The sequence below is a fragment of the Actinomadura sp. NPDC047616 genome, assembly GCF_040642915.1.
GTDB classification, from domain to species: Bacteria; Actinomycetota; Actinomycetes; order Streptosporangiales; family Streptosporangiaceae; genus Spirillospora; species Spirillospora miaoliensis.
The window spans coordinates 256,724-278,057 of the sequence record NZ_JBEYTB010000003.1 but is presented as its reverse complement, the minus strand read 5'-3'; the positions used below and the strand labels follow the sequence as shown (position 1 = coordinate 278,057).

At 73.8% G+C, this 21,334-nt stretch carries 21 protein-coding genes; 12 read left to right on the top strand and 9 right to left on the bottom strand.

The genetic code is table 11. From position 1 onward, the window contains the following. Positions 1-40: 40 nt before the first annotated feature. Positions 41-1,186: an acetyl-CoA acetyltransferase gene (locus ABZ801_RS08885; protein WP_360694711.1), complete on the top strand. Its 1,146-nt coding sequence runs from the start codon at positions 41-43 to the stop codon at positions 1,184-1,186. Positions 1,187-1,201: 15 nt separating this feature from the next. On the opposite strand, the gene ABZ801_RS08880 is transcribed toward ABZ801_RS08885, so the two are convergent. Beyond that, entirely contained in the window at positions 1,202-1,432 is a 231-nt protein-coding gene (locus ABZ801_RS08880; protein WP_344948401.1) for a hypothetical protein, read from the bottom strand. Positions 1,433-1,679: 247 nt separating this feature from the next. Then, on the bottom strand, positions 1,680-2,342 hold the full coding sequence (locus tag ABZ801_RS08875) for a TetR/AcrR family transcriptional regulator (RefSeq protein WP_344948404.1): 663 nt from the start codon (positions 2,340-2,342) through the stop codon (positions 1,680-1,682). A 122-nt stretch (positions 2,343-2,464) separates the two neighbouring features. Between ABZ801_RS08875 and ABZ801_RS08870 the strand changes: the two genes are divergently transcribed. Both ABZ801_RS08870 and ABZ801_RS08865 read left to right on the top strand, forming a co-directional pair. Then, on the top strand, positions 2,465-3,058 hold the full coding sequence (locus ABZ801_RS08870; RefSeq protein ID WP_360694707.1) for an HAD family phosphatase: 594 nt from the start codon (positions 2,465-2,467) through the stop codon (positions 3,056-3,058). Between the two features lie 3 nt (positions 3,059-3,061). Beyond that, positions 3,062-3,823 (top strand): putative protein N(5)-glutamine methyltransferase, encoded by a 762-nt coding sequence (locus ABZ801_RS08865; RefSeq protein ID WP_360694704.1) that lies wholly within the window; start codon positions 3,062-3,064, stop codon positions 3,821-3,823. A 4-nt stretch (positions 3,824-3,827) separates the two neighbouring features. On the opposite strand, the gene ABZ801_RS08860 is transcribed toward ABZ801_RS08865, so the two are convergent. Continuing rightward, the gene (locus ABZ801_RS08860; protein WP_344948413.1) at positions 3,828-4,916 is read right to left on the bottom strand and encodes a hypothetical protein; all 1,089 of its coding nucleotides are present in this window, start codon (positions 4,914-4,916) and stop codon (positions 3,828-3,830) included. A 191-nt stretch (positions 4,917-5,107) separates the two neighbouring features. Between ABZ801_RS08860 and ABZ801_RS08855 the strand changes: the two genes are divergently transcribed. Beyond that, positions 5,108-5,779: a hypothetical protein gene (locus ABZ801_RS08855; protein WP_360694701.1), complete on the top strand. Its 672-nt coding sequence runs from the start codon at positions 5,108-5,110 to the stop codon at positions 5,777-5,779. A 13-nt stretch (positions 5,780-5,792) separates the two neighbouring features. Here ABZ801_RS08855 and ABZ801_RS08850 read toward each other — a convergent pair whose 3' ends face one another. Next, the gene (locus ABZ801_RS08850; protein ID WP_360694698.1) at positions 5,793-6,482 is read right to left on the bottom strand and encodes a hypothetical protein; all 690 of its coding nucleotides are present in this window, start codon (positions 6,480-6,482) and stop codon (positions 5,793-5,795) included. A 188-nt stretch (positions 6,483-6,670) separates the two neighbouring features. Between ABZ801_RS08850 and ABZ801_RS08845 the strand changes: the two genes are divergently transcribed. From ABZ801_RS08845 to ABZ801_RS08820, 6 genes are all read left to right on the top strand, one after another. Then, the gene (locus tag ABZ801_RS08845; RefSeq protein ID WP_344948422.1) at positions 6,671-6,979 is read left to right on the top strand and encodes a hypothetical protein; all 309 of its coding nucleotides are present in this window, start codon (positions 6,671-6,673) and stop codon (positions 6,977-6,979) included. Positions 6,980-7,388: 409 nt separating this feature from the next. Continuing rightward, positions 7,389-8,462, top strand: coding sequence for a substrate-binding domain-containing protein (locus tag ABZ801_RS08840; protein ID WP_344948425.1), 1,074 nt, complete (start codon positions 7,389-7,391; stop codon positions 8,460-8,462). A 106-nt stretch (positions 8,463-8,568) separates the two neighbouring features. After that, the gene (locus ABZ801_RS08835) at positions 8,569-9,354 is read left to right on the top strand and encodes an ATP-binding cassette domain-containing protein (protein WP_344948428.1); all 786 of its coding nucleotides are present in this window, start codon (positions 8,569-8,571) and stop codon (positions 9,352-9,354) included. Between the two features lie 11 nt (positions 9,355-9,365). After that, positions 9,366-10,646, top strand: a complete 1,281-nt coding sequence (locus ABZ801_RS08830; protein ID WP_344948431.1) for an ABC transporter permease — start codon at positions 9,366-9,368, stop codon at positions 10,644-10,646. A 227-nt stretch (positions 10,647-10,873) separates the two neighbouring features. Beyond that, complete coding sequence (locus ABZ801_RS08825; RefSeq protein ID WP_344948434.1) at positions 10,874-11,707, top strand: ATP-binding cassette domain-containing protein; 834 nt, start codon at positions 10,874-10,876, stop codon at positions 11,705-11,707. Then, the gene (locus ABZ801_RS08820) at positions 11,707-12,969 is read left to right on the top strand and encodes an ROK family transcriptional regulator (RefSeq protein WP_360695687.1); all 1,263 of its coding nucleotides are present in this window, start codon (positions 11,707-11,709) and stop codon (positions 12,967-12,969) included. Before ABZ801_RS08825 ends, ABZ801_RS08820 begins: the two co-directional genes overlap by 1 nt. 25 nt (positions 12,970-12,994) lie before the next feature. Here ABZ801_RS08820 and ABZ801_RS08815 read toward each other — a convergent pair whose 3' ends face one another. After that, entirely contained in the window at positions 12,995-13,525 is a 531-nt protein-coding gene (locus ABZ801_RS08815; protein ID WP_344948437.1) for a flavin reductase family protein, read from the bottom strand. Positions 13,526-13,889: 364 nt separating this feature from the next. On the opposite strand from ABZ801_RS08815, the gene ABZ801_RS08810 reads away from it, so the two are divergent. Both ABZ801_RS08810 and ABZ801_RS08805 read left to right on the top strand, forming a co-directional pair. Beyond that, a complete protein-coding gene (locus ABZ801_RS08810; protein ID WP_360694691.1) occupies positions 13,890-15,050 on the top strand; it encodes an acetyl-CoA acetyltransferase in 1,161 nt (386 codons plus the stop codon). Continuing rightward, a complete protein-coding gene (locus ABZ801_RS08805) occupies positions 15,047-15,475 on the top strand; it encodes an OB-fold domain-containing protein (RefSeq protein ID WP_360694688.1) in 429 nt (142 codons plus the stop codon). The genes ABZ801_RS08810 and ABZ801_RS08805 overlap by 4 nt, the downstream gene beginning before the upstream one ends. 7 nt (positions 15,476-15,482) lie before the next feature. Here the strand turns inward: ABZ801_RS08805 and ABZ801_RS08800 are convergent, their stop codons facing one another. From ABZ801_RS08800 to ABZ801_RS08785, 4 genes are read right to left on the bottom strand one after another with little or no spacing between them, the layout of a single operon-like run. Beyond that, complete coding sequence (locus tag ABZ801_RS08800; protein ID WP_360694686.1) at positions 15,483-17,003, bottom strand: hypothetical protein; 1,521 nt, start codon at positions 17,001-17,003, stop codon at positions 15,483-15,485. Continuing rightward, positions 17,000-17,944 (bottom strand): OmpA family protein, encoded by a 945-nt coding sequence (locus ABZ801_RS08795; protein ID WP_360694683.1) that lies wholly within the window; start codon positions 17,942-17,944, stop codon positions 17,000-17,002. The genes ABZ801_RS08800 and ABZ801_RS08795 overlap by 4 nt, the downstream gene beginning before the upstream one ends. Then, positions 17,941-20,427, bottom strand: coding sequence for an Hsp70 family protein (locus tag ABZ801_RS08790; protein ID WP_360694680.1), 2,487 nt, complete (start codon positions 20,425-20,427; stop codon positions 17,941-17,943). Before ABZ801_RS08790 ends, ABZ801_RS08795 begins: the two co-directional genes overlap by 4 nt. Before the next feature lie 15 nt (positions 20,428-20,442). Continuing rightward, entirely contained in the window at positions 20,443-21,144 is a 702-nt protein-coding gene (locus ABZ801_RS08785; protein ID WP_360694677.1) for a hypothetical protein, read from the bottom strand. Between the last annotated feature and the right edge of the window lie 190 nt (positions 21,145-21,334).

The following is a 21,334-nucleotide window of genomic DNA, read 5'->3' as shown; positions in this document are numbered from 1 at the left end:
CGTCTCCGGCGGTCGGCATCCGTGCGCGGAGGGACGGGCGGTGACCGGCAGACAGGGTTTCTCCGGCAAGGCGGCGATCTCCGGGATCGGCATGACCGCGCTGTCGCGCGCGTCCGGCCGCACCGAGCTGGAGCTGGCCGCCGAGGCGTGCCGCGCCGCCCTGGCCGACGCGGGCGTCGACCGTCCCGACGCGATCCTGTGCTACCACCTGGGCGACTCGGCGCCCGTGCTGTACCTGGCCCGCGCGCTGGGGATGCCCGAGGTCGGCTGGCACAACGAGATCTACGGCGGCGGCACGCAGAGCGCCTCGATCCTCGCCGACGCCGCCATGCTCGTCGACGCCGGCCTGGCCGGGACCGTCCTGATCTACCGGGCCCTCAACGGCCGATCCGGCAGGCGCATGAACGCCCTCGGCCTCAAGCTCGGCGAGGGCGCCGAGGAGCAGTTCACGCAGCCGTACGGCATGGCGGGCCCGGTGCACCAGTTCGCGCTCGCCGGGCAGCGCTACCTGCACGACACCGGCCTGACCGAGGAGCACACCCACGCCGTCGTCGACCAGTCCCGCGTGCACGCCGCCCGCAACCCGCGCGCCATGCGCCGCGACCGCGTCGACCTGCCCGCCTACCTGGACAGCCCCATGGTCGCCTCGCCGCTGCGCCGCCTGGACTGCTGCCAGGAGACCGACGGGGCGTGCGCGCTGGTCGTCACCCGCGCCGACCGCGCCCCCGACGCGCCGCGCGTGCACGCCGTCGTCCGCGGCGGCGGGCCCGGCGCGTCCGCCATGGACAAGGCCGAGGACATCACGCGCGTGTTCTCCGCCTACCTGGCCGGGCCCCTGTACGAGGCGGCGGGCATGAAACCCGACCACATCGACGTGGCCCTGCTCTACGACGCCTACAGCTGGCTCGTCCCGCGCCAGCTCGAGGACTTCGGCCTGGCCGCCCGTGACGCCCTGGGGGCCGTCCTGCGCTCGCGGGAGATCGCCTGGGACGGGCGGGTGCCGGTCAACCCGCACGGCGGGCTGCTGTCGGAGGGGTACGTGCACGGCCTGAACAACGTCGCCGAGGCCGTCCGGCAACTGCGCGGCACGGGCGTCAACCAGGTCGCGGACGCCGCCGTCGCGCTCGTCACCGGATTCGGCGGCGGCTACGGAAGCGCGGCCGTCCTCACGCGCCCGGGAGGATAGGGCGGGGACAGGGGGTCAGCCGATGGACAGGGCGCTGAGGATGGCCTCGCGGAGCTGCTGCGGTGTCGGGGCCTCCAGCAGGCGGGGGCCGCCGCGCAGCGCGACCATCGCCCACCAGGAACCGGTGGCCTCGCCGTACCAGACGCGGACGCCGGGGAACTGCTCCTGCAGGCCGCGGACCATCGCGGCCCGGAACTCCGCCTCGGGCGGCTCGCCGTGGTCGGCGGCACCCCGTTGAGCCGTCATCGTGCCCCTTTCCCCCCGGTCCACCCATATGGATAGCAGCGTCCCGTCGGCGCGGAGCGTCACTCTGACCAGGCAATATGCGATCGTTACCACGATATGCGGGCAGGAGAGCGGACGAGACGCCGACACTCCGTTTCGGTGCTTTCACCGCCCGATGGACTCTCCATGGGGTAAGGGGCGAACCCGCCCGGCAGGCAACGGAAAACCCGGGCGCCGGCGGGCGCCCGGGCTCTGTGCGGCCGGTGTCTCAGTGGGTGTTGATGCCGTCGAACATGACCTTGAGGTAGTGCTCGGACAGCCCGGCGGCGTCGAGGCGGCCGCCGGGGCGGAACCAGCGGACCGCCACCCAGATCGTGTCGCGGATCATCCGGTAGGTGAGCTTGGGGTCGATGTCGGCGCGGAACAGGCCCTGCTCCTGGCCCGCCCGGATGGTGTCGACCCACATCTTCTCGACCTCGTCCTCGGACTTGGTCAGGTAGTCCAGGCGGTCCTTGAGGTAGTTCCAGTCGTTCTGCATCACCGTGATGGCGGCGCGGTGCGGCTCCAGCGTGCCGAACGCGATGCGCACCAGCCCGGCGATGGTCTCCCGGGGATCGCGCCCCTCCTCGATGACGGACCGGTAGGACGACATCACCTCGTCGAAGAACCCCGAGAGGATCTCGTCGACGATCGACTCCTTGGAGTTGAAGTGGTGGTAGAGGCTGCCGGACAGGATCCCGGCCTCCTTGGCGATGTCGCGCACCGTGGTGGCCTGGTAGCCCTTCTCGGCGAACAGTTCGGCCGCGAGCCTGATCAGGTGCTCACGCCGCTCCGAGGCCAGCGCGGGCGAACCGCGGCCGCGGCGGCGGGTGGCGCCCTCACCGGTGGTGCGGGCTTTGGGTCGTCCTGAATTGGTGCTCGTGGTCGTCACCCTCTCATTATGCCGCTCGCGCCCAACCGCTTGTTCAAGTCGCCTGTCACCACCAGGTTAACGCCGCGCACCAAGCGCTTGGTGATCCTTTCCGGTCCGGACCGGGCCGTAGGCTCGGACGCATGGCCGATGTGATCGTGTTCGACCTGTACGGAGTGATCGCCCGAACCCAGAGCCCCGAGGCGATCCGGCGGATCGAGAAGGTGGCCGGGGTGTCCGGCGAGTCCGCCACCGCCTTCTGGGAGGCGTACTGGGAGTGCCGTCCCCCCTACGACGCCGGCCAGGACGGCGCGGCCTACTGGGCGGCGGTGGCGGGCCGGCTCGGCACCGCCTTCCCCGACGTGCCCGCCCTGGTCGAGGCCGATCTCGACAGCTGGGTCGACGTCGACGAGGCCATGGTCGAACTGATCGTCGAGCTGGCCGACCGCGGCCGCACCCTCGGCCTGCTGTCCAACATCATCGACGAGCTGGTGCCGCGCTTCGAGGCCCGGCACGGCGGCTGGCTGTCGCGCTTCGCCGCGCTGACCTACTCCTGCCGCATCGGCGTGGCCAAGCCCGACCCGCGCGCGTACCTGATCTGCGCCGAGCGGCTGGGCGTCGCCCCGGGCGAGGTGCTCTTCTTCGACGACCGGGAGGGCAACGTCGTCGCCGCGCGGGAGGCCGGCATGCGCGCCGAGGTGTTCCGCTCGCCCGCCCAGGTCCGGGAGCTGGTGTAGCTCTTGTCCTTCTCCGACGTCGTCACCAGGTTGCGGGCCGCCGGCTGCGTCTTCGCCGAGGACGAGGCGCGCATGCTCCTCGCCGCCGCCCGCACCCCCGCCGAACTGGACGCCATGGTCGTCCGGCGCGCCGACGGCATGCCCCTGGAGCACGTGGTCGGCTGGGCGGAGTTCTGCGGGCTGCGCGTCGCCGTCGACCCCGGCGTGTTCGTCCCGCGCCGCCGCACCGAGTTCCTGGCCCGGCGGGCGGCCGCTCTCGTCCCGCCGGGCGGCGTCGCCGTCGACCTGTGCTGCGGCTCGGGCGCGGTGGGCGCCGTGCTGGCCGCGTCCGCCGGCCGCCTCGACCTGCACGCCGCCGACATCGACCCGGCCGCGGTGGCCTGCGCCCGCCGCAACCTCGCCGCCGCGCACGTGTACGAGGGGGACCTGTTCGACCCGCTGCCGTCCGCGCTGCGGGGCCGGGTGGACGTGCTGGTCGCCAACGTGCCGTACGTCCCCACCGGCGAGGTCGCCTTCCTGCCGCCCGAGGCCCGCGACCACGAGCCGCGGACGGCCCTCGACGGAGGCGCGGACGGCCTGCGGGTCGCCCGGCGCGTCATCGCGGAGGCGCCGTCGTGGCTGGCGCCCGGCGGCCACCTGCTGTTCGAGACCAGCCGGCGCCAGCTCCCGGACGCCCTGCGGGCCGCCGCCGAGCACGGCCTGCGACCGGAGCCGGCCGCCTGCGACGACCTGGACGCCACCATCGTCGTCGCCGCCCTCGCCTGAGCGGTCACCGGGGCGGCGGCGGTAGCTCGCCCCCCGCCTCGCCGCCCGCCTCGGCCGCCTCGGCGAGACGGCTGCGCAGCGTGCGGACGAGCTCCTCGCTGTGCTCGGTGAGCCGTTCGATGGCCGGGATCGCCAGGTCGTCGCGGACGGTGTCGGCCAGCAGCTCGTCGTACTCGTGCGCCTTGGCGGCCAGCGTCTCCAGGTGGCGGTGCGCGCGCAGCGCCTCGTCGGCGGCCCGGGTGCGCTCGGCGTAGCGCTCCAGCGCCTCCACGCGGCGCGTCACGGCCGCCACGGAGACGTCCAGCTTCTCGCGCAGCGGACGCAGCGCCGCCTCCACCTCCGGCAGCCCGGCCGACTCGGAGACCTCGCGCTGCTCGCCGCGCAGCCGGGACTGCCGCGCCAGCACCTGCGCGATCTCCCATTCCTGGCGGGGCAGGGTGACGGCGTTGTCCAGCGCGTCGAGCAGCCCCTCCTGGTTGACCTCCGAGTCGCGCACCGCGTCGACGGCGGCCTGCACGCGGGCCAGCAGCGCGCGGCCCTCCTCGTCGAAGTCCTCGGGCGTCAGGTACCGGTCGCGGCGGCGGGCCAGCTCGCGGGCGCGCCGCAGGTCCAGCGAGAACGCGGGGGAGCCGAGCGCGACCAGCATGGCCAGCATCGCCAGCCCCAGCAGCCACAGCGACCCCAGCACGGGCGAGCCGACCAGGCCGACGCCGAGCACGGTCAGCGGCGCCAGCCACATCAGCGGCCGCTGCCGGGCGACGATGCGGTCCAGCTCGGCGCGCAGCGACGGGTCGGCCACCGGGCGCACGTCGGCCGCGCCCCCCTCGCCGTCCTCGCCGCGCGGCGGAGCGATCTTGCGCCAGTACGTCCCGACGTGGGTCTCGAACGCGAAGTCGGTGGGCGCGATCTCGATCTCGGTGGGGCCCGCGGGCAGCGGCCAGGACCCGACCGGCTCGCCCCCGCCCGGTCCGGTGAACCGCACCCACCAGCCGCCCTTGCCGTCCTCGCACCGGTAGCGTCCGGGCGCCACGTCGATGCCGACGAAGAACGTTCCGATTCCCGGTATGGAATTGCTCCAGGCACCACTGGTCACCGGCGACCTCCGAGCCGACCTCTCCGCCGTGTTCCCTCGTTCCCTCCTACGAGGCGCGCCCCGCGGACGTTCCCCTGCACCCGTGCATACGTCCGGCGGGACGATACGGGTTGCTTTACCCAGAACCGGCCGGGGGAAGTCCCGGACGGGCCATGCTCTTGGCACCGGGCGGGGAATGGAATACTCCAGGCGTGCGACCTTCCACCGACCCGTTCGACGAGCCCCCGTGGGCGATGCAGCTGGTGGCGCGCGCCGAGAAGGCGTCGCCGCCCGCGCACGCCGCGGTGTGCGCGGCCGCCGCGACCGCGGTCGCGACGCTGCTCACCGATCCGCGGGCGGCCGACCCGGAGGGGGAGTGGCACCCGTTCGTGGCCCGCTGGGAGGCGGGCCGCATCCGCAAGGTGACGCGGCGGGCGCGCGGGGCGCGGTGGTCGGACGTGCAGCGGCTCCCCGGGGTGACCGTGGACGTCCAGGGCGCGCAGGTGCGGGCGTTCGTGCCCGGTGCCGTCGATGAGGTGCCGCCCGAGATCGCCAAGCTGCAGGTCGCCGGCCTGGACCTGCCCGACGAGGACGAGCCCAAGCCGCCGCCCGAACCCCCGTACGCGGCGATCGCGCTGAACCCGGACGTGACGATGAGCACCGGCAAGGCCGCCGCGCAGAGCGGGCACGCCGCGCACCTGCTGCTGCGTCAGGCGCCCCCGCCGCAGGCGCACGCGTGGATCGAGGGCGGCCTGCGGGTGTACGTCATCAGGGACGTGCCCTGGCGGCGGTGCGTCGAGCACGCGACGGTGGCGGTGCGGGACGCGGGGTTCACCGAGGTCCCGCCCGGCACGATGACCGCCATCGGCTGGATCGTCACCTGACCCGGGTGCCCGCCTAGGCGGGCGGCTGCTGCTGCTGTTGTTGTTGCTGCTGCCGCTCGAGGCGCTGCTGCCAGCGGTTCAGCGCCTCCAGCGCCAGCTCCTGGGTGCGGGTGAGCCCGCTCGGCCGCAGATCCGAGTCCGACGAGCCGGAACCCGAATCGGAACCCGAATCGGAATTCGCGTCGGAACCCGCGCCGGCGCCCGCCACCGGGCGCTCTCCCGGGCGCCGCACGGCGCCGCGGCCGACCCGCGCCCGCACGCTCAGCGCATACGACAGGAACAGCAGGAACGCGAACCCGGCCAGGTACAGGGTGTGCTCCAGGAGGCCGCCCCAGCGGCCCTTGACCACGTCCACCACGGCGAACAGGGCGAAACCGGCCGCCCAGCCGGTGAGCGCGGGCAGCAGCCACACGTCCCGCCGCCGGACGAGACCGGCCACGGTGAGCAGCACGAGCAGCAGTTCGACGACCTTGACCAGCACCAGTGCCGGGGCGGCCGGGCCGGAGCCGAGGTAGTCGGCCAGCTCGGCGCGGCGGTCATCCCAGGAGATCAGCGCGGTGAGCAGTCCGGTAGCCCCGTAGGCGATGACGAACACGCCGATCGGGTAGTGGAAGCGGTGCCAGTTTCCGGTGCCGGGAGCGCGGCCGGTCCGGCCCGGCAGCGGCAGGTCGGGCCTGGTGAGCTTCGCGGAACCCTGCGTCATCGGTCTCCTGCCTTCCGCATGCGTGTCCTACGCGCAAGATATCCCGGATCGCCTGCCATGGGGGCCGGATGGCCGCGCTGACCTGCCCGAAGTGCTTGCGTCCGTCCCGGTGACGCGTAAGGCTGGCCTCGTCGGGCCGCGCGGAGTCCATGGCGGGGCGCGGGGGCGCCCCAGGTTGGAGAAGCGAGATGACGCCTGACGAGATGGCGCCTGACACGGGAACGGCCGCGTTGTCCGCAACGCGGATCGACTATCTGGAGAAGCTCGGCGACGAGCTGCGGCGGCGGGGAATGCGCGCGCGGCTCACCGTCCCGCGCGACGGTTCGCCCAGCCTGCACGTGATGAATCCGGCCGCATCCGTTCTCACGGAGAACATCCTGGTGGAGGACGGCGCGGACGGGTGGTGGTACTGGTGGTCGTGGGCGGAGCGCATCGCGGCCGCCGACGACGTCACCGCCGCGGCCGCCCGCGTCGCGGCGGTCCTGGCCGCGGACTGACCCCGCGCGCCGCATGACGGACGAGACGGCGTGATCATGCAGCCGCCGGCAACCGGGCCTGCATGATCACGCTTTCGGCATGCCCTCCCCCCGCCGCCGCCCGCGGCCTCCGGCCGGGCGAATGTTGAGGCGGGAAACATTCGACTCACGCTGCGGTGATGTGCCGCCGCATGCCCGGCCGGACCGGGCAGGTGGCGGGCACCCGGGTTGATCTCGTGTTACGGGATTGTTACCGGCTCCAATAAATTAGGTGGCGGCAGTGTCTTGGCGTTCCCGGGGGGCGCGACATATGTTGCGGGGCACAACATACGCGTGGTTCGTGATCCCGGTCACGGTGCCGCGCGCGTTCCCACCCCGTCAACCCCCGGCCGCGCCGGCGCGGCCGACCCCCGAGAAAGGACCCGTGCAGATGCGCAAGGGGATCCTCAGCCTCACCGCCGTTTCGGTGGCGGCGGCGCTCACGCTCACCGCGTGCGGGGACGACTCCGGCGAGACCTCGTCCGAGTCGTCCAAGGGCAAGATCGGCGTGATCCTCCCGGACACCAAGTCGTCGGTCCGTTACGAGAGCTTCGACCGGCCGTACCTGGAGCAGGCGTTCAAGGCGGCCGGGGTGCAGTACGACATCCAGAACGCCGAGGGCGACACCCAGCGGTTCCAGACCATCGCCGACCAGATGATCACCAACGGCGTCACCGTGCTGGTGGTGGACGGCATCGACTCCAACTCCGCCGCGGCCGTGCAGCGCAAGGCGCAGCAGCAGGGCGTCAAGACGATCGACTACGACCGGCTCACCCTGGGCGGCGTCGCCGACTACTACGTCTCGTTCGACAACGTCAAGGTCGGCGAGGAGCTCGGCAAGGGCCTGCAGAAGTGCCTCGGCGACAAGAACGCCAACATCGTCTACCTCAACGGCGCGGCCACCGACAACAACGCCACGCTCTTCGCCCAGGGCGCGCACAGCGTGCTCGACAAGGTCTCCACCTACAAGAAGGTCGCCGAGCAGGCGGTGCCGAACTGGGACAACCAGCAGGCCGCCACGATCTTCGAGCAGATGTGGACGCAGCAGAACGGCAAGATCGACGGCGTGCTGGCCGCCAACGACGGGGTCGGCAACGCGGCCATCTCGATCCTGAAGAAGAACTCCGAGGCGGGCAAGGTGCCGGTGACCGGCCAGGACGCCACCCTGGAGGGGCTGCAGAACATTCTGGACGGCAACCAGTGCATGACGGTCTACAAGCCGGTCAAGCAGGAGGCCGACGCGGCGGCCAAGCTGGCGGTCGCGCTGCTGAAGGGTGAGAAGGCCGAGACCACCGGCACGGTGAACGACCCGCAGGGCAAGCGCGACGTGCCCTCGGTGCTGCTCAACCCGATCGCGGTGTACAAGGAGAACGTCAAGCAGGTCGTGGACGACGGGTTCGTCAAGAAGGAAGACCTCTGCAAGGGCGAGTACGCCGCCAAGTGCAAGGACGCCGGCATCCAGTGACCCCCGTGGCGGGCCCCTCCGCTGGGGGCGCGCGCTCCTCCCGCGCCGTGCTGCGCCGCGCGCGCCCGGGGCCCGCCGCGGGCCACCCGCTCCCGAAGGGAAACACGTGGCAGACAACGGTGAACCCGTACTCCGCCTGACCGGGGTCAACAAGAGCTTCGGTCCCGTCCACGTCCTGCACGACGTGGACTTCGCCGTGCACCGCGGCGAGGTGATGGCCCTGGTCGGCGACAACGGCGCGGGCAAGTCCACCCTGATCAAGAGCATCGCCGGGATCCACCCGATCGACTCGGGGCGGATCGAGTTCGAGGGCCGGCCGGTGCAGATCGGCGGCCCCCGCGACGCCGCGGCGCTCGGCATCGAGGTCGTCTACCAGGACCTGGCCCTCGCCGACAATCTGGACATCGTGCAGAACATGTTCCTCGGCCGGGAACGGCGCCGGGGCATCGTGCTCGACGAGGACTCGATGGAGGAGGCGGCGCGTGAGACGCTGGCCCGGCTGTCGGTCCGCACCGTCAAGTCCGTCCGGCAGCAGGTGGCCAGCCTGTCCGGCGGGCAGCGGCAGACCGTCGCGATCGCCAAGGCCGCGCTGTGGGAGTCGAAGGTGGTCATCCTGGACGAGCCCACCGCGGCGCTCGGCGTGGCGCAGACCCGGCAGGTGCTCGATCTGGTGCGCCGGCTGGCCGACACCGGCCACGCCGTCGTGCTGATCTCGCACAACATGAACGACGTGTTCGAGGTGGCGGACCGGATCACCGCCCTCTACCTGGGCCGGGTGGCCGCCGAGGTGCGGCGCGCCGACGTCACCCACGCCCAGGTCGTCGAACTGATCACCGCGGGCCGGTCCGGCGACCTGGGGCTCGCCCCGGCGACCGCGGCCGAGACCATCTAAGGAAAACCGCGATGTCCACCGAAATGTCAAAGGGCGCCGCCGCGGCGACGCTGGCGGACTCCGACTTCGCCGTCGACCGCAGGACGCACGACGTGCGGTCGGCCGCGCTCGACTACTGGGGCCGGGTGCGCTCGGGCGACCTCGGCGCACTCCCGGCGATCCTCGGCCTGGTCGGGCTGGTGGTGCTGTTCACCGCGCTGCGCCCCGAGACCTTCCTGAGCGAGCGCAACATCGCCAACCTGTTCGTCCAGGCGCTGCCGGTGACGATCCTGGCGATGGGCCTGGTGTTCGTGCTGCTGCTCGGCGAGATCGACCTGTCGGCCGGGGTCGCCAGCGGCGTGTGCTCCGCGGTGATGGCCAAGCTCATCGTCGACGCCGGGCAGCCGTGGTACGTGGCGGTGCTGGCGGCGGTGGCCGCCGGCATCGTGATCGGCACCGCCATCGGCTGGCTGGTGGCGGTGATCCGGATCCCGTCGTTCGTGGTGACGCTCGCGCTGTTCCTCGGCCTGCAGGGCATCACGCTGCGGCTGATCGGCGAGGGCGGCACGGTGCCGGTGCGCGACGACGTGATCGTGGCGCTGGCCAACAAGAACATGCCGGTCTGGCTGGGCTGGGTGCTGGCGCTGGTCTGCGCCGTCGGCTACGCCGCGATCCAGCTGCGGCGCTGGCAGCAGCAGCGGGCGCGCGAGCTGGCGGGCCGTCCGCTGGAACTGGTGGTCGCCCAGTCCGCGGTGGTCGCGGCGGCGCTGCTGTTCGGCACCTACCTGCTCAGCCTGGACCGGGCGCCCAGCCCGCTGATCACGCTGGCGGGCATCCCGTGGGGCGTGCCGCTGGTGGGCGTGCTGCTGATCGTGTGCACGTTCGTGCTCGCCCGCACCGCCTACGGGCGGCACATCTACGCCGTCGGCGGCAACGCCGAGGCCGCCCGCCGCGCCGGGATCAACGTGACCCGCATCCGCATGTCCGTGTTCATGATCTGCTCGGGCCTGGCGGCGCTCAGCGGGATCGTGGCCGCGTCCCGGCTGAACTCGGTCACCCCCGACGCGGGCGCGGGCAACACGCTGCTGCTCGGCGTGGGCGCCGCGGTGATCGGCGGGACGAGCCTGTTCGGCGGGCGGGGCAAGGCCCGCGACGCGGTGCTGGGCGGCCTGGTCGTGGCCACCATCGCCAACGGCCTCGGCCTGCTGGGCGCCAAGGCGTACGCCAACTACCTCATCACCGGGTCGGTGCTGCTGCTGGCCGCCAGCATCGACGCGCTGGCCCGGCGGCGGCGGGCGGCGACGGGGCGGTGAACCTGCCCGCCCTGTCCGGATGGTTCCCGCGCGGCAGGGGCGGCGACCGAGCCGGGGGCCCGGCCCGTACCGGGTCCCCGGCGGGCGGGCCCGCGTGGGCCGGTCCCGCTCAGCCCGCCGGCCGCGCGGCGCCGGACGCCGGTGCCGCCAGCTGGGGAACTGCTAGGCTCACCGGTCAGGACCGCTCCGCAGCCCTCGGCGGGGCGGCACGGTGGGAGCCCCTCGGCATGTCAGCAGTCACGCCCGTCCTGGACCTGCGCGGCGTCCACAAGAGCTTCGGACCCGTCACGGTGCTGCACGACGTCGACTTCGTCGCCTACCCCGGGGAGGTCACCGCGCTGGTCGGCGACAACGGCGCGGGCAAGACCACGCTGGTCAAGTGCATGGCCGGGATCGTGCGGCGGGACCGCGGCGAGTACCTGTTCGAGGGCCGGCCGGTCCGGGTCGACAACCCCCGCGAGGCGGCCTCGCTCGGCATCGAGGTCGTCCACCAGGACCTGGCCCTGTGCGAGAACCTCGACATCGTGCAGAACCTGTTCCTCGGCCGCGAGCGCCGCCGCGGCATGGTGCTGGACGAGGCCGAGATGGAGGAGGTCGCCGCCGACATCCTGGCCGGGCTGTCGGTGCGGATGACCGGTTCGGTGCGCCAGCCGGTGTGGGCGCTGTCGGGCGGGCAGCGGCAGACCGTCGCGATCGCCCGCGCGGTGCTCGGCGACTCCAAGGTCGTCATCCTGGACGAGCCGTCGTCCGCGCTGGGGGTGGCGCAGACCCGGCAGGTGCTGGAGCTGGTGCGGCGCCTGGCCGACCGCGGCCTGGCCGTGGTGCTGATCTCGCACAACATGAACGACGTGTTCGCGGTGTCCGACCGGATCGCCGCGCTGTACCTGGGCCGCATGGTCGCCCAGGTGCGCACCGCCGACGTCACCCACACCCAGGTCGTCGAGCTGATCACCGCCGGGCGCAGCGCGACCCTGGAGCCGCCGGACGAGCGCCCGGGCGGACCGGCGGGCGGCCCGCTCGGCGCGGACGTCACCCCGCAGGCGGCGGAGCCGCCCGCATGATGAAGGCAGGCCCGTCCCAGGAGGAGATCCGGCGGCACAACCTGGGCGCGCTGCTGCGCTTCGTGCACGTGCGCGGCCCGGCGTCGCGGGCCACCCTCGCCGAGACCCTCGGGCTCAACCGCAGCACCATCATGGCGCTGACGTCCGACCTGACTGCGGCCGGGCTGGTGCGCGAGGAGCTGCCGCGCCGTCCCGGCCGCCGCGCGGGACGGCCGTCGCTGGTGGTGCGGCCGGAGTCGACGCGGGTGTACGTGCTGGCGTTCGACGTGGGCGTCGACCGGCTCACCGTGGCGCGGGTCGGGCTCGGCGGCGTCATCCTCGACCGCCGTGAGGCCGCCCGCCCCGCCGCGGACGCGGCGGCCGCCGCCCCGGGGGCGGCGGCCGATCCGCACGAGATGGTGGGCGCGCTGGCGGCGGCGGCGCGCTCGCTGATGCGCAAGGCCGGGGACGAGGCGACCTGCGTGGGCGCGGCGCTGGCGTTCCCCGGCATCGTGCGCCGCTCCGACGACCGCGTCATGTTCGGCCCGAACCTGGACGTGCGCGAGGTGGCCGTCGGGGAGGTGCTGTCGCGACGGCTCGGCCTCGGCGTGCCGGTCGCGGTGTGCAACGACGCCAACCTGGGCGCGCTGGCCGAGCACGAGCGCGGCGCGGGCGTGGGCGTCAGCGACCTGATCTACCTGCACGGCGACGTGGGCGTCGGCGGCGGCATCATCACCGGCGGGCGGCTGCTGGGCGGCGAGGACGGCTACGGCGGCGAGATCGGCCACATGGTCGTCAACCCGGGCGGCCGCCGCTGCGCCTGCGGGTCGCGCGGCTGCCTGGAGGCCGAGGTCGGCGAGCGCACCCTGCTCGACCTGGCCGGGCGGCGCGAGTCGCCGGACGTGCCGGGACGCGAGGCGGTGCGCGCGGTGGTGGACGCGGCGGCGCGCGGCGACGTCGTGGCCCGCGACGCCCTGCACCGGGTCGGCACCTGGCTCGGCCGCGGCGTCGCCGACCTGGTCAACATCTTCAACCCCGGGATGGTCATCTTCGGGGGCACGCTGCGCGACGTCTACCTCGGCGCGGCCGCGCAGATCCGCAGCGTGCTGGCGACGGGCGCGCTGGCCGCGCCGCGCGAGCGGGTGAAGCTGCGCACGGCCGCGCTGGGGGACGACACCACGCTGGTGGGGGCGGCGGAGTTCGCGTTCGCCGACGTGCTGTCCGACCCCGTCCAGGTGCTGGCGCGCCTGCGCACCACGCCGGAGGACGCGCCGGTTCCGTGAGAGCCGGCGGGCGCGGGCGCGCGGCTCAGCCGTCGAAGCGGCCGTAGCCGCCCTTGTAGAACAGCAGGGGCTCGCCGTCGTGCAGCTTGTCCAGGTGGTGCACCCGCGCCACCACGATCATGTGGTCCCCCGCGACGTGCTCGTCCTCGACCGAGCACTCGATCCAGGCCAGCGCCCCGTCGATGACCGGCCCGCCGCTGGGCGAGGCGCTCCAGCCGATGCCGGCGAACTTGTCGCCGCCCTTGACGGCCAGCTGCTTGCACACGTCCAGCTGCCGCTCGCCCAGGATGTTGACGCACAGGCGGGGCGCGCTGCGCAGCCGCGGCCAGGTCGTGCTGGTGTGCGCCACGCAGAAGGCCACCAGCGGCGGGTCCAGCGACACGGAGGTGAACGAGTTGGCGGCCAGGCCGGTGGGACGGCCGCCGGCCTCGATGCCGGTGATGGCGACCACCCCGGTCGCGAACCGGCCCAGCACCGACCGGAACCGCGCGGAGTCGATGTCGGTCACCGCCCCGTTGGCCGGGGACGCCGACGAGCCGTTGGGCGATCCGTGCATACGACGATCCACTCCCTGGCCGGCGGGTCGCTCGGCCGGGCGGCGCGCGGCCCGGCCGGTCGGCGGCCCGGTGGCCGCCCCGTCCGGCACGGCCGCCGTCGCGGCGTCGGCCATCTGCCCGATCCCTTCTCTTAGCCAAGCGCTTGCTTGGACGATAGGGCGGCCCCGTTCGCGGTGTCAAGCCGGGTCGGCTCCGGCGTCAGGCCGTACGGGACCGCCCGCCCCCGCGTGCCATCACAATGCACCCGGCGCCCGATCGATTCCCGTAACCGGCGGGACGCGACGAAAGTCCCATCCTGGACCTAGGACCTTCGGCGGAGTAGGGTCCTGATAAACAAGCGATTGCTTGGTAAGGAGGGTGTGCGTGGCGGGCTTCCGTGACCGGACCGCGATCGCCGGGGTCGGCTACACCCCGTTCAACAAGAACTCGGGGGTGTCGACGCTCACCCTGGCCGTGCGGGCCATCCTGGCCGCGCTGGACGACGCGGGCCTGTCCGTCGACGACGTGGACGCGCTGGCCACCCACCGCGTCGGCGACTCCACGCCGCCGTGGGTGGTGGCGCCCGCGCTCGGCGTCCCCGAGGTCTCCTGGTACCTCGACCAGTTCGGCGGCGGCAGCGTCTCGCACTCGGTGGTCGGCCAGGCCGCCATGGCGGTCGCCGCGGGCGTCGCCGACACGGTGGTGTGCTACCGGGCCATCAACGCGCGTTCGGAGTTCCGCATGGGCGGCACCGGACGGGGCGCCGCACCCGTCTTCGACGCACAGTACCAGGCGCCGTACGGGTACTTCGCGCCGCCGCAGCAGTTCGCCATGTTCACCCGCGCGCACATGAACGCCTACGGCACCACGCACGAGCACCTCGGCCACATCGCCGTGACCCAGCGCGCCAACGCGGTGAAGAACGCCCGCGCGCTCAAACGCGACCTCATCACCCTGGACGACTACCTGGCGTCGCGCTGGATCGCCGAACCGCTGCGCCTGCTGGACTGCTGCCTGGAGACCGACGGGGCCTGCGCCGTCGTCGTCACCTCCCGCGAACGCGCCCGCGACCTGCGGCGGCCGCCCGTGCTGGTGTCCGGCGCGGCCTGGGGCGGGGGCGACAGCCTGTTCTCCGGGACCGGCACCGACTTCACCGTCACCGAGGCCGCCCGGCTCGCGCCCCGCCTGTACGCCATGGCGGGCGTGGGCCCGGGAGACATCGACGTGGCCGAGCTGTACGACTGCTTCACCTACTCGGTGCTGGTGCAGCTGGAGGACTACGGCTTCTGCGCCAAGGGAGAGGGCGGCCCGTACGCGGCGTCCGGGGCGATCGCCCTCGACGGCGAGCTGCCCGTCAACACCCACGGCGGGTTCCTGTCCGAGGGATACGTGCACGGCATCAACCACATCGCCGAGGCCGTCGCCCAGCTGCGCGGCGCCGCCGGCGACCGCCAGGTGCCCGGCGCCGAGGTCGCCCTGTCCACCGCCCAGCCGGGATACGTGCTCGCGGGCACCTCGGCGCTGATACTCAGGAGCGACACGTGAGCCTTCGGCAACGTCCCCGCCCCCAGGCCGACCGCGACTCGGCGCCCTGGTGGGAGGCCGTCCGGCGGCACGAGCTGCTCGTGCAGCGCTGCGCGGGCTGCGGCACGCCGCGCTTCCCGGCCCGCGCCGTCTGCAACAGGTGCCGCTCGCTGGAGTACGAGTGGACGCCCGCGTCCGGCACCGGCCGCGTCTACAGCTGGATCGTCAACCACCAGGTGTTCATGCCGTCCATGGCCGACGAGGTGCCGTTCACGGTGCTGCTCGTCCGCCTCGACGACGGTCTCGGCCACGGCGACGACCTGCTCGTGTACGGCAACCTCGTCGACGGCGACCCCGGCCTGCTGCGGCCCGGCCTGCCCGTCGAGGCCGTGTTCGCCGACGTCGACGACGACACCGCCCTCGTGCAGTGGCGCCCCCGCCGCTGACGCCCGGTCAGGTCTGGCTCCCGCCCTGCCGTTCGCCCAGCTTCCAGCCCGCCGACATCCGCTCGCGGACCGGGTCGAACGCCATCACCTGCTGGAACGCGCCGCGCGGCAGGCCGTACACGGGGAGACTGCCGAACCAGGTCACCATGCAGACGCCGAACAGGACCATCGCGAGCACCAGGCTGTTGTCCAGCACCACCAGGGTGAGCACCGCCGCCGCCAGCAGGAGCAGCGTCGCCCATCTGCCCGTCCGGATCGTCCGCCGGTGCCGGGCCGCGCACCGGGCGCAGCGCGGCACCCCGATCGCGATCCGCTGCCAGTTGTACCGGATGTAGGGGCCGACGTACTCGGTCTGCAGGTCGCCCCACATCTTCTGCTCGTGGGTGCTGGCCTCGTCGGTGGGGTTGGCCTTGCAGAACCAGCACGTCGCGAACAGCAGGTTGCTGCGGGCGGCGGCCAGGTTCTCCTCGATGCGCGTGCGGACCGACTCGGTGGTCGCCAGCGGCTGCACCCGTTCGAGCAGCCCGGTGGTGGTCGGCCAGTCATCGGTGGCACGGGCGTAGGGCACCAGGCAGCGCAGCACGCGGGAGGCGATCTCGTCGCCCGCGCCCTGGATGGCCGGGTCGTCGTCGCCCAGCAGGGCGCGCAGCGTGCCCAGCAGGGACATGGCCTGCTCGAGGAACCGCGCCGTCACCTCGGCGCCGCGGGCCGGGTCGGCGTCGATGGTGCGCTCGGCGTTCTCGCCCAGCGAGCGCAGCCGGGCCGTGTCGGGCTCCACCGCGTGGGCCAGGACGTCCATGACCGTCGCCGTGGCGAACCCGGACCGCCGCATCAGCGCCACGTGCGCGGCCGCGTCGTCGTGCCGGCCGTCGCGGGCGGCGCGCACGGCCAGCCGGGCGTTGATCGACAGCAGCGCGGCGGGCAGCCGCGACCGCATCCGCGTCGCGGTCTCCGGGGTCAGCCGCGGATCGGCGATCTGGCTGACGCGGGTGTCCACCAGGGTCCAGACCGCGGGATCGGCGACGACCCTCGTCCAGTACGTGAACGCCTTGGCCCACAGCGCGCGGCCGGCCGGGTCGAGCCCGTCCCCGTGCTCGTGCTCGGCCGTCCGGTCCAGGGCGCGGAGGTGGGCCAGCACCGCCAGGTTGTGCGCGGCGGTCGCCGGGTCGGCCGAGGACTCCTGCCACAGGCGTTCGGCGGTGTCGGCGTCGCCGCGTCTCAGCGCGGCGATCGCCTCGTCCGGGCCGCCGTCGCGGGACGGCCAGAACCAGAAGAACTCGTCCTCCAGGCGGCGCGCCGGATCGCGCAGCCGCTGCATGGCCTGGTCGGTGACGGTCGCGTCCGGAGGCGGCGACAGCGGCAGGACCGTCGCGCCCGCCCCCTGGGACACCCCGAGCCGCTCCTTGAGCCGCAGCTCCTCCGAACGCCGCCGGATGTCGCGGGCCGTTGCGTCCACCGCCAGCCCCGTGATCCGGAAGGCGTTCTCGCGGTACAGCTCCGGCCCCACCTCGTCGAAGAACACGCTCACCCCCCGCCGGTCGCGGAGATCCGCACGGTCACCGTCCGGTTGCGCGCCGCGGCGTCCGCCCCGGCGCCGCGGTACGGCGGCAGCGCGCCGCCCAGGCTCGCCACCGAGATGCGGGCCGTGGGCACGCCGGACGCCTCGCGCAGCACCTCGCGGGCGACCGTGGCGCGGGCCATGCCGAGTTCCATGTTCCCGGCGTAGTCGCCGCCCGCGCGCAGCGGCGAGGGATCGGTGTGGCCGATGACGGCCACCTCCAGGCGGCCCGCGGCCGGACGCAGCCGCGCGCCGAGCGCGGCGAGCACGGCCCGGCCGTCGGCCGACAGCACCGCGTCGCGCCGGAACAGCCCGCGTCGGAACGTCACCGAGATCTCCCCGGGCGACCGCCGTGCGCGCACGCCCGGCACCCGCAGGTCGAGACCGTCCAGCGCCGCGCTCGCGGCGGCGGCGGAGGACGGCGACGAGGACGGCGACGGGGACGCCGGGACGGTGACGGGCGCGGCGGCGGGCTCCGGATCGCCGGTGCCGAACCGGATGTCGACCAGCAGCGCGAGCATGACCAGCGCCACCAGCGGCACGCCCACGCGGCGCGCCAGCGTGCCGGCCGCGACCGGGCCGCGCGCGCCGCCGCCGCGGATGGCGGCGATGCGCGCCCGCGCCGCGGTGAACTCCGCGGTGCCGGGGGCGAGACGCTCGGCCTCGGCCCAGCACCGGTCGGCCTCGTCCAGGTTCCCCTGCTGGGCGTGGACGCGGGCCAGCAGGTCGAGCGTCGCGGCGTCCGGGTCGGACGCGCGCAGCAGCTCCTCGGCCTCGGCGTAGCGTCCGTGCCGCGCCAGCGTCCGGGCCTGGGCGAGCGTCACCTCGCGGGCGGCGCGCAGCAGCGCGCCCGGCCCGTCCGGCGGCTCGTCCGCGGGCTCCCGCACGGCGGGTGCGGCGGTGCCGGTCATCGGCCCCGCCGGACGGTGCTGAACGGGTCGGGCGGGGGCGGCGGCGACGGCAGCATGCCGCGCAGCTGGTCGTTGACGTGGCGCAGCGTGGCGACGTCGCCGGTCTCGGCGGCCCGCCGGCCCGTGGCGACCAGCTGGGCGGCCTCGTTCGGGTCGCGCATCTCCGGCTGCAGCACCTGCAGCTCGTCGAACGCCAGGTACTGCAGGTCGCCGGACTCGTCCAGCACCTGGATCACCAGCGTGCGCAGCTCGTTCACGCGCTGGCGCAGCAGCACCGCGTCGTGCGCCGTGATCGCCTCCTGGATCGCGTTCTCGGCGGCCGTGAGCAGCTGCTGGTGCTGCGGGCGCCCGCGCTGGGTGACGATCTCGCGAGCGGCCGGGACGACCTCGCGCGCCTCCTGCACCAGCATCGGCCACTCCAGCGCGTCCTCGACCTCGTCGATGGCGGCCTTGAGGTCCAGCAGCCGCTTGCCGCAGGTGACGGCCGCGTCGGTGTCGACCCGGGCGGCGTCGACCATCGCCTCCACGTCCTGGACGATCTTCTCGGCGTCGATGCGCGCCAGCACCCGCAGCGCGGGCGGGTCGTCCAGCTCGGTCGCCAGCCGCCGCGCCGCCGCCAGCCGGCGCTTCTCGGCCTCGGCGTCGCGGGCCAGCTCGGCGTGCTCGGGGACGGTCTCGGTGCGCAGGTTGATGGCGTGCTCGAACTCCTCGTCCAGGATCGGGACGTAGGCGCGCGCGACCACCAGCCGCGACTCGTCGATCACGATGGTCAGGTCGACCTCGCTGCCCTCGGGCACGTCCCGCCGCACCTGGCCGGGCGAGACCTCCAGGCGGCCGATGCGGCGGTTGCGGTCGGCGCGGTCGTACTCGCCCTCCAGCACCGGGATGCGGATCATGCCCTCGCCCTGGCCGCGGCTGATCCCGACCGTGGTGCGCAGCAGGATCCGGCGCCGCGCCGGAAGCGGCGTGCCGCGCTTGATCAGCCACTCCACCTCGTTGCCGTCCAGGCCCACGCCGATGGAGTGGGTGAGCGGCGGCTGGGTGTCGACCACTCCGACCGTGTAGGTGAGCTCGTCGGGCGTCACCTCGCGGGCGGCGCCGGTCGCGTCGGTGAGCTCGATGCGGAAGGTGTTGGCGCGGCCCCGCTCGGCCCACAGCGTCGTGACGAACGCGCCGTCCGGCGACAGCTCGATCCTGCCGCTGCGCCACACCGGCTTGGCCTCGGGGTTGACGAACTCGATCGACAGCCCGGCGGTGGGGCCGCCGGTCACCCTGCCGCCGACGAACGGCTCGGTGTCGGGGCCGACCGGGCGGTACTCCAGCTCGACGGCGTAGTGGCCGGCGGGCGGCGGCGCGGCCGGGACGGTGTCCTCCAGCCGCTGCGTGCCCGCGAAGATCGCCGCGCCGCGCGCCACCGCCGTGATCGGGTCCTGGCTGTGGTCCAGGGCGATGCCCAGGCCCTCGGCGGGGTCGGCGAGGCGCTCGCGCAGGTACGGCGACAGCGTCGGCCCGCCCACCAGCAGCACCTTCTCGATGTCGCCGGGGCCCAGCCCGCTCTCGGCCAGCGCCTTGCGGCACAGGTTGACCGACCGGACGATGAACGGCTCGGCCAGCCGCTCGACGTCGGCGCGCGTCAGGTCGACGTCGATCTCGTAGGTGCGGCCGTCGGCGTCCTTGAGCTCGTCGAAGATGTTCACCGAGTCGGCCTGCGACAGCCGGATCTTGGCGGCCTCGGCGGCCAGCTTGAGCTTGTTGACCGCGCCCAGCCAGCGCGGCTCGCCGCGGCCGAGGTCGGTCAGCCCGTGCTCGCGCGCCACCGCCGGGATCAGCAGCTCCTCGACGATCGCCCAGTCGATGAGCTTGCCGCCCAGGAAGTTGTCGCCCCGGTGGTTGACGACGGTGAACTCGCCGTCCCGCACGTTGATCACGGCGGCGTCGAAGGTGCCGCCGCCCAGGTCGTACACCAGCCAGAACACGTTGTCGGCGGCGGACTGGAACCCGTAGGCCAGCGCGGCGGCGGTGGGCTCCTGCAGGAGCGGGGCGTGCGAGAGCCCGGCCAGCGCGGCCGCGCGGCGGGTGGCGTCGCAGGCGCTCAGGTCGAACGCCGCCGGCACGGTGATGACGGCGGCGGAGATGTCCTCGCCGGTGCGCTGCGCCACGTCCCGCTTGAGCGATTTGAGGACCTCGGCCGACATCTCCTCCGGCGACAGCGTCCGCCCGCTGGCCTCGAACAGCTTGTCCTGGCCGGTGGTGCCCATCCGCAGCTTGAACTCGACGCAGGTGTTGGCGACGTCCTGCTCGCTGCGCTTGCGGGCGATGTCGCCGACGTACAGCCGGTCGCGGCGGTCGATCATCACCGCGGAGGGGGTGGTGTCGGCGTTGTCGTTGTTCTTGACGATCTCGGCGTCGACGCCGTTCAGCCGGGCGATGGCGCTGTTGGTGGTGCCGAGGTCGATGCCGAAGTCGATGGTGGTCCTGGTCATCGGCGGTGCGGTTCCTTACGGTCCGGGGGTCGGCTGGTCGGAGGGGACGGGGGTGCCGACGATCACCTCGCCCCGCTGGACGACGCGGTCGTGCAGGTAGACGCTGGGCCGGACGGTCTCCACCACCTGCTCGCGGGACAGGCCCGGCGTCGGCTGGAAGGCCACCACGGTCAGCGCCAGCCCGGAGTCGAACGGGGCGTTCAGATGGTCCTGGACCTGCACGCCGGCCTCGGCGAGGGCGTCCCACGCCGACTCCAGATGCCGGACGACGGCCCGCGGCGGCTCCACCGGCGACTCGGCGAGCTTGCCGCGCAGCCGCCAGATGCTGGTCGCCACGTCGGCCGCCGCGCGTCCCGGCAGGCCGGGCGCCGTTTCGGACACCGTTTCGGACGCCGTTTCGTGGTCCGATTCCGGTTTTTGTGCTGCGGTGGCGGTCTGCTGTCCGGTGTCGGGTTGCGTGTCGGCTTCGGCGGCGGGTTCGGGAGCGGGTTCGGCGGCGGGTTCGGCGTCGTCTTTCCCGGCCGCCGGCGGGTTTTCCGGCCGGTTTTGTCCGGGGCCGGCGGGCGGTACGGCGCCGGCGTCGCGGGACGCGGACAGATCGGCGAGGACGGCCAGTGCGTCCGCGGGCCACGCGCTCGCCCGGATCCGGAATTCTCTGGGCTGCCGCCACTGCCGGAGCACGGCTCCGGCGTCGGCCACCACGCGCCCCGCCCGCATTTTCCCGCGTTCCCCCAGTTCAGATGCACCGCGACGGAAGGCGATTGTCGCAGTCGCCGGCGGGGGAAGTCCAGAGCGAATATCGGCCCCCGGCCACGCCGCCATTGCGCGGCGCAATGAATGGCCTGGTAAAGGGGGTGGTGATTGCGCGATTCGGCGGCCGTGCGGTGCCGCGAATTGCTCTTCCCGG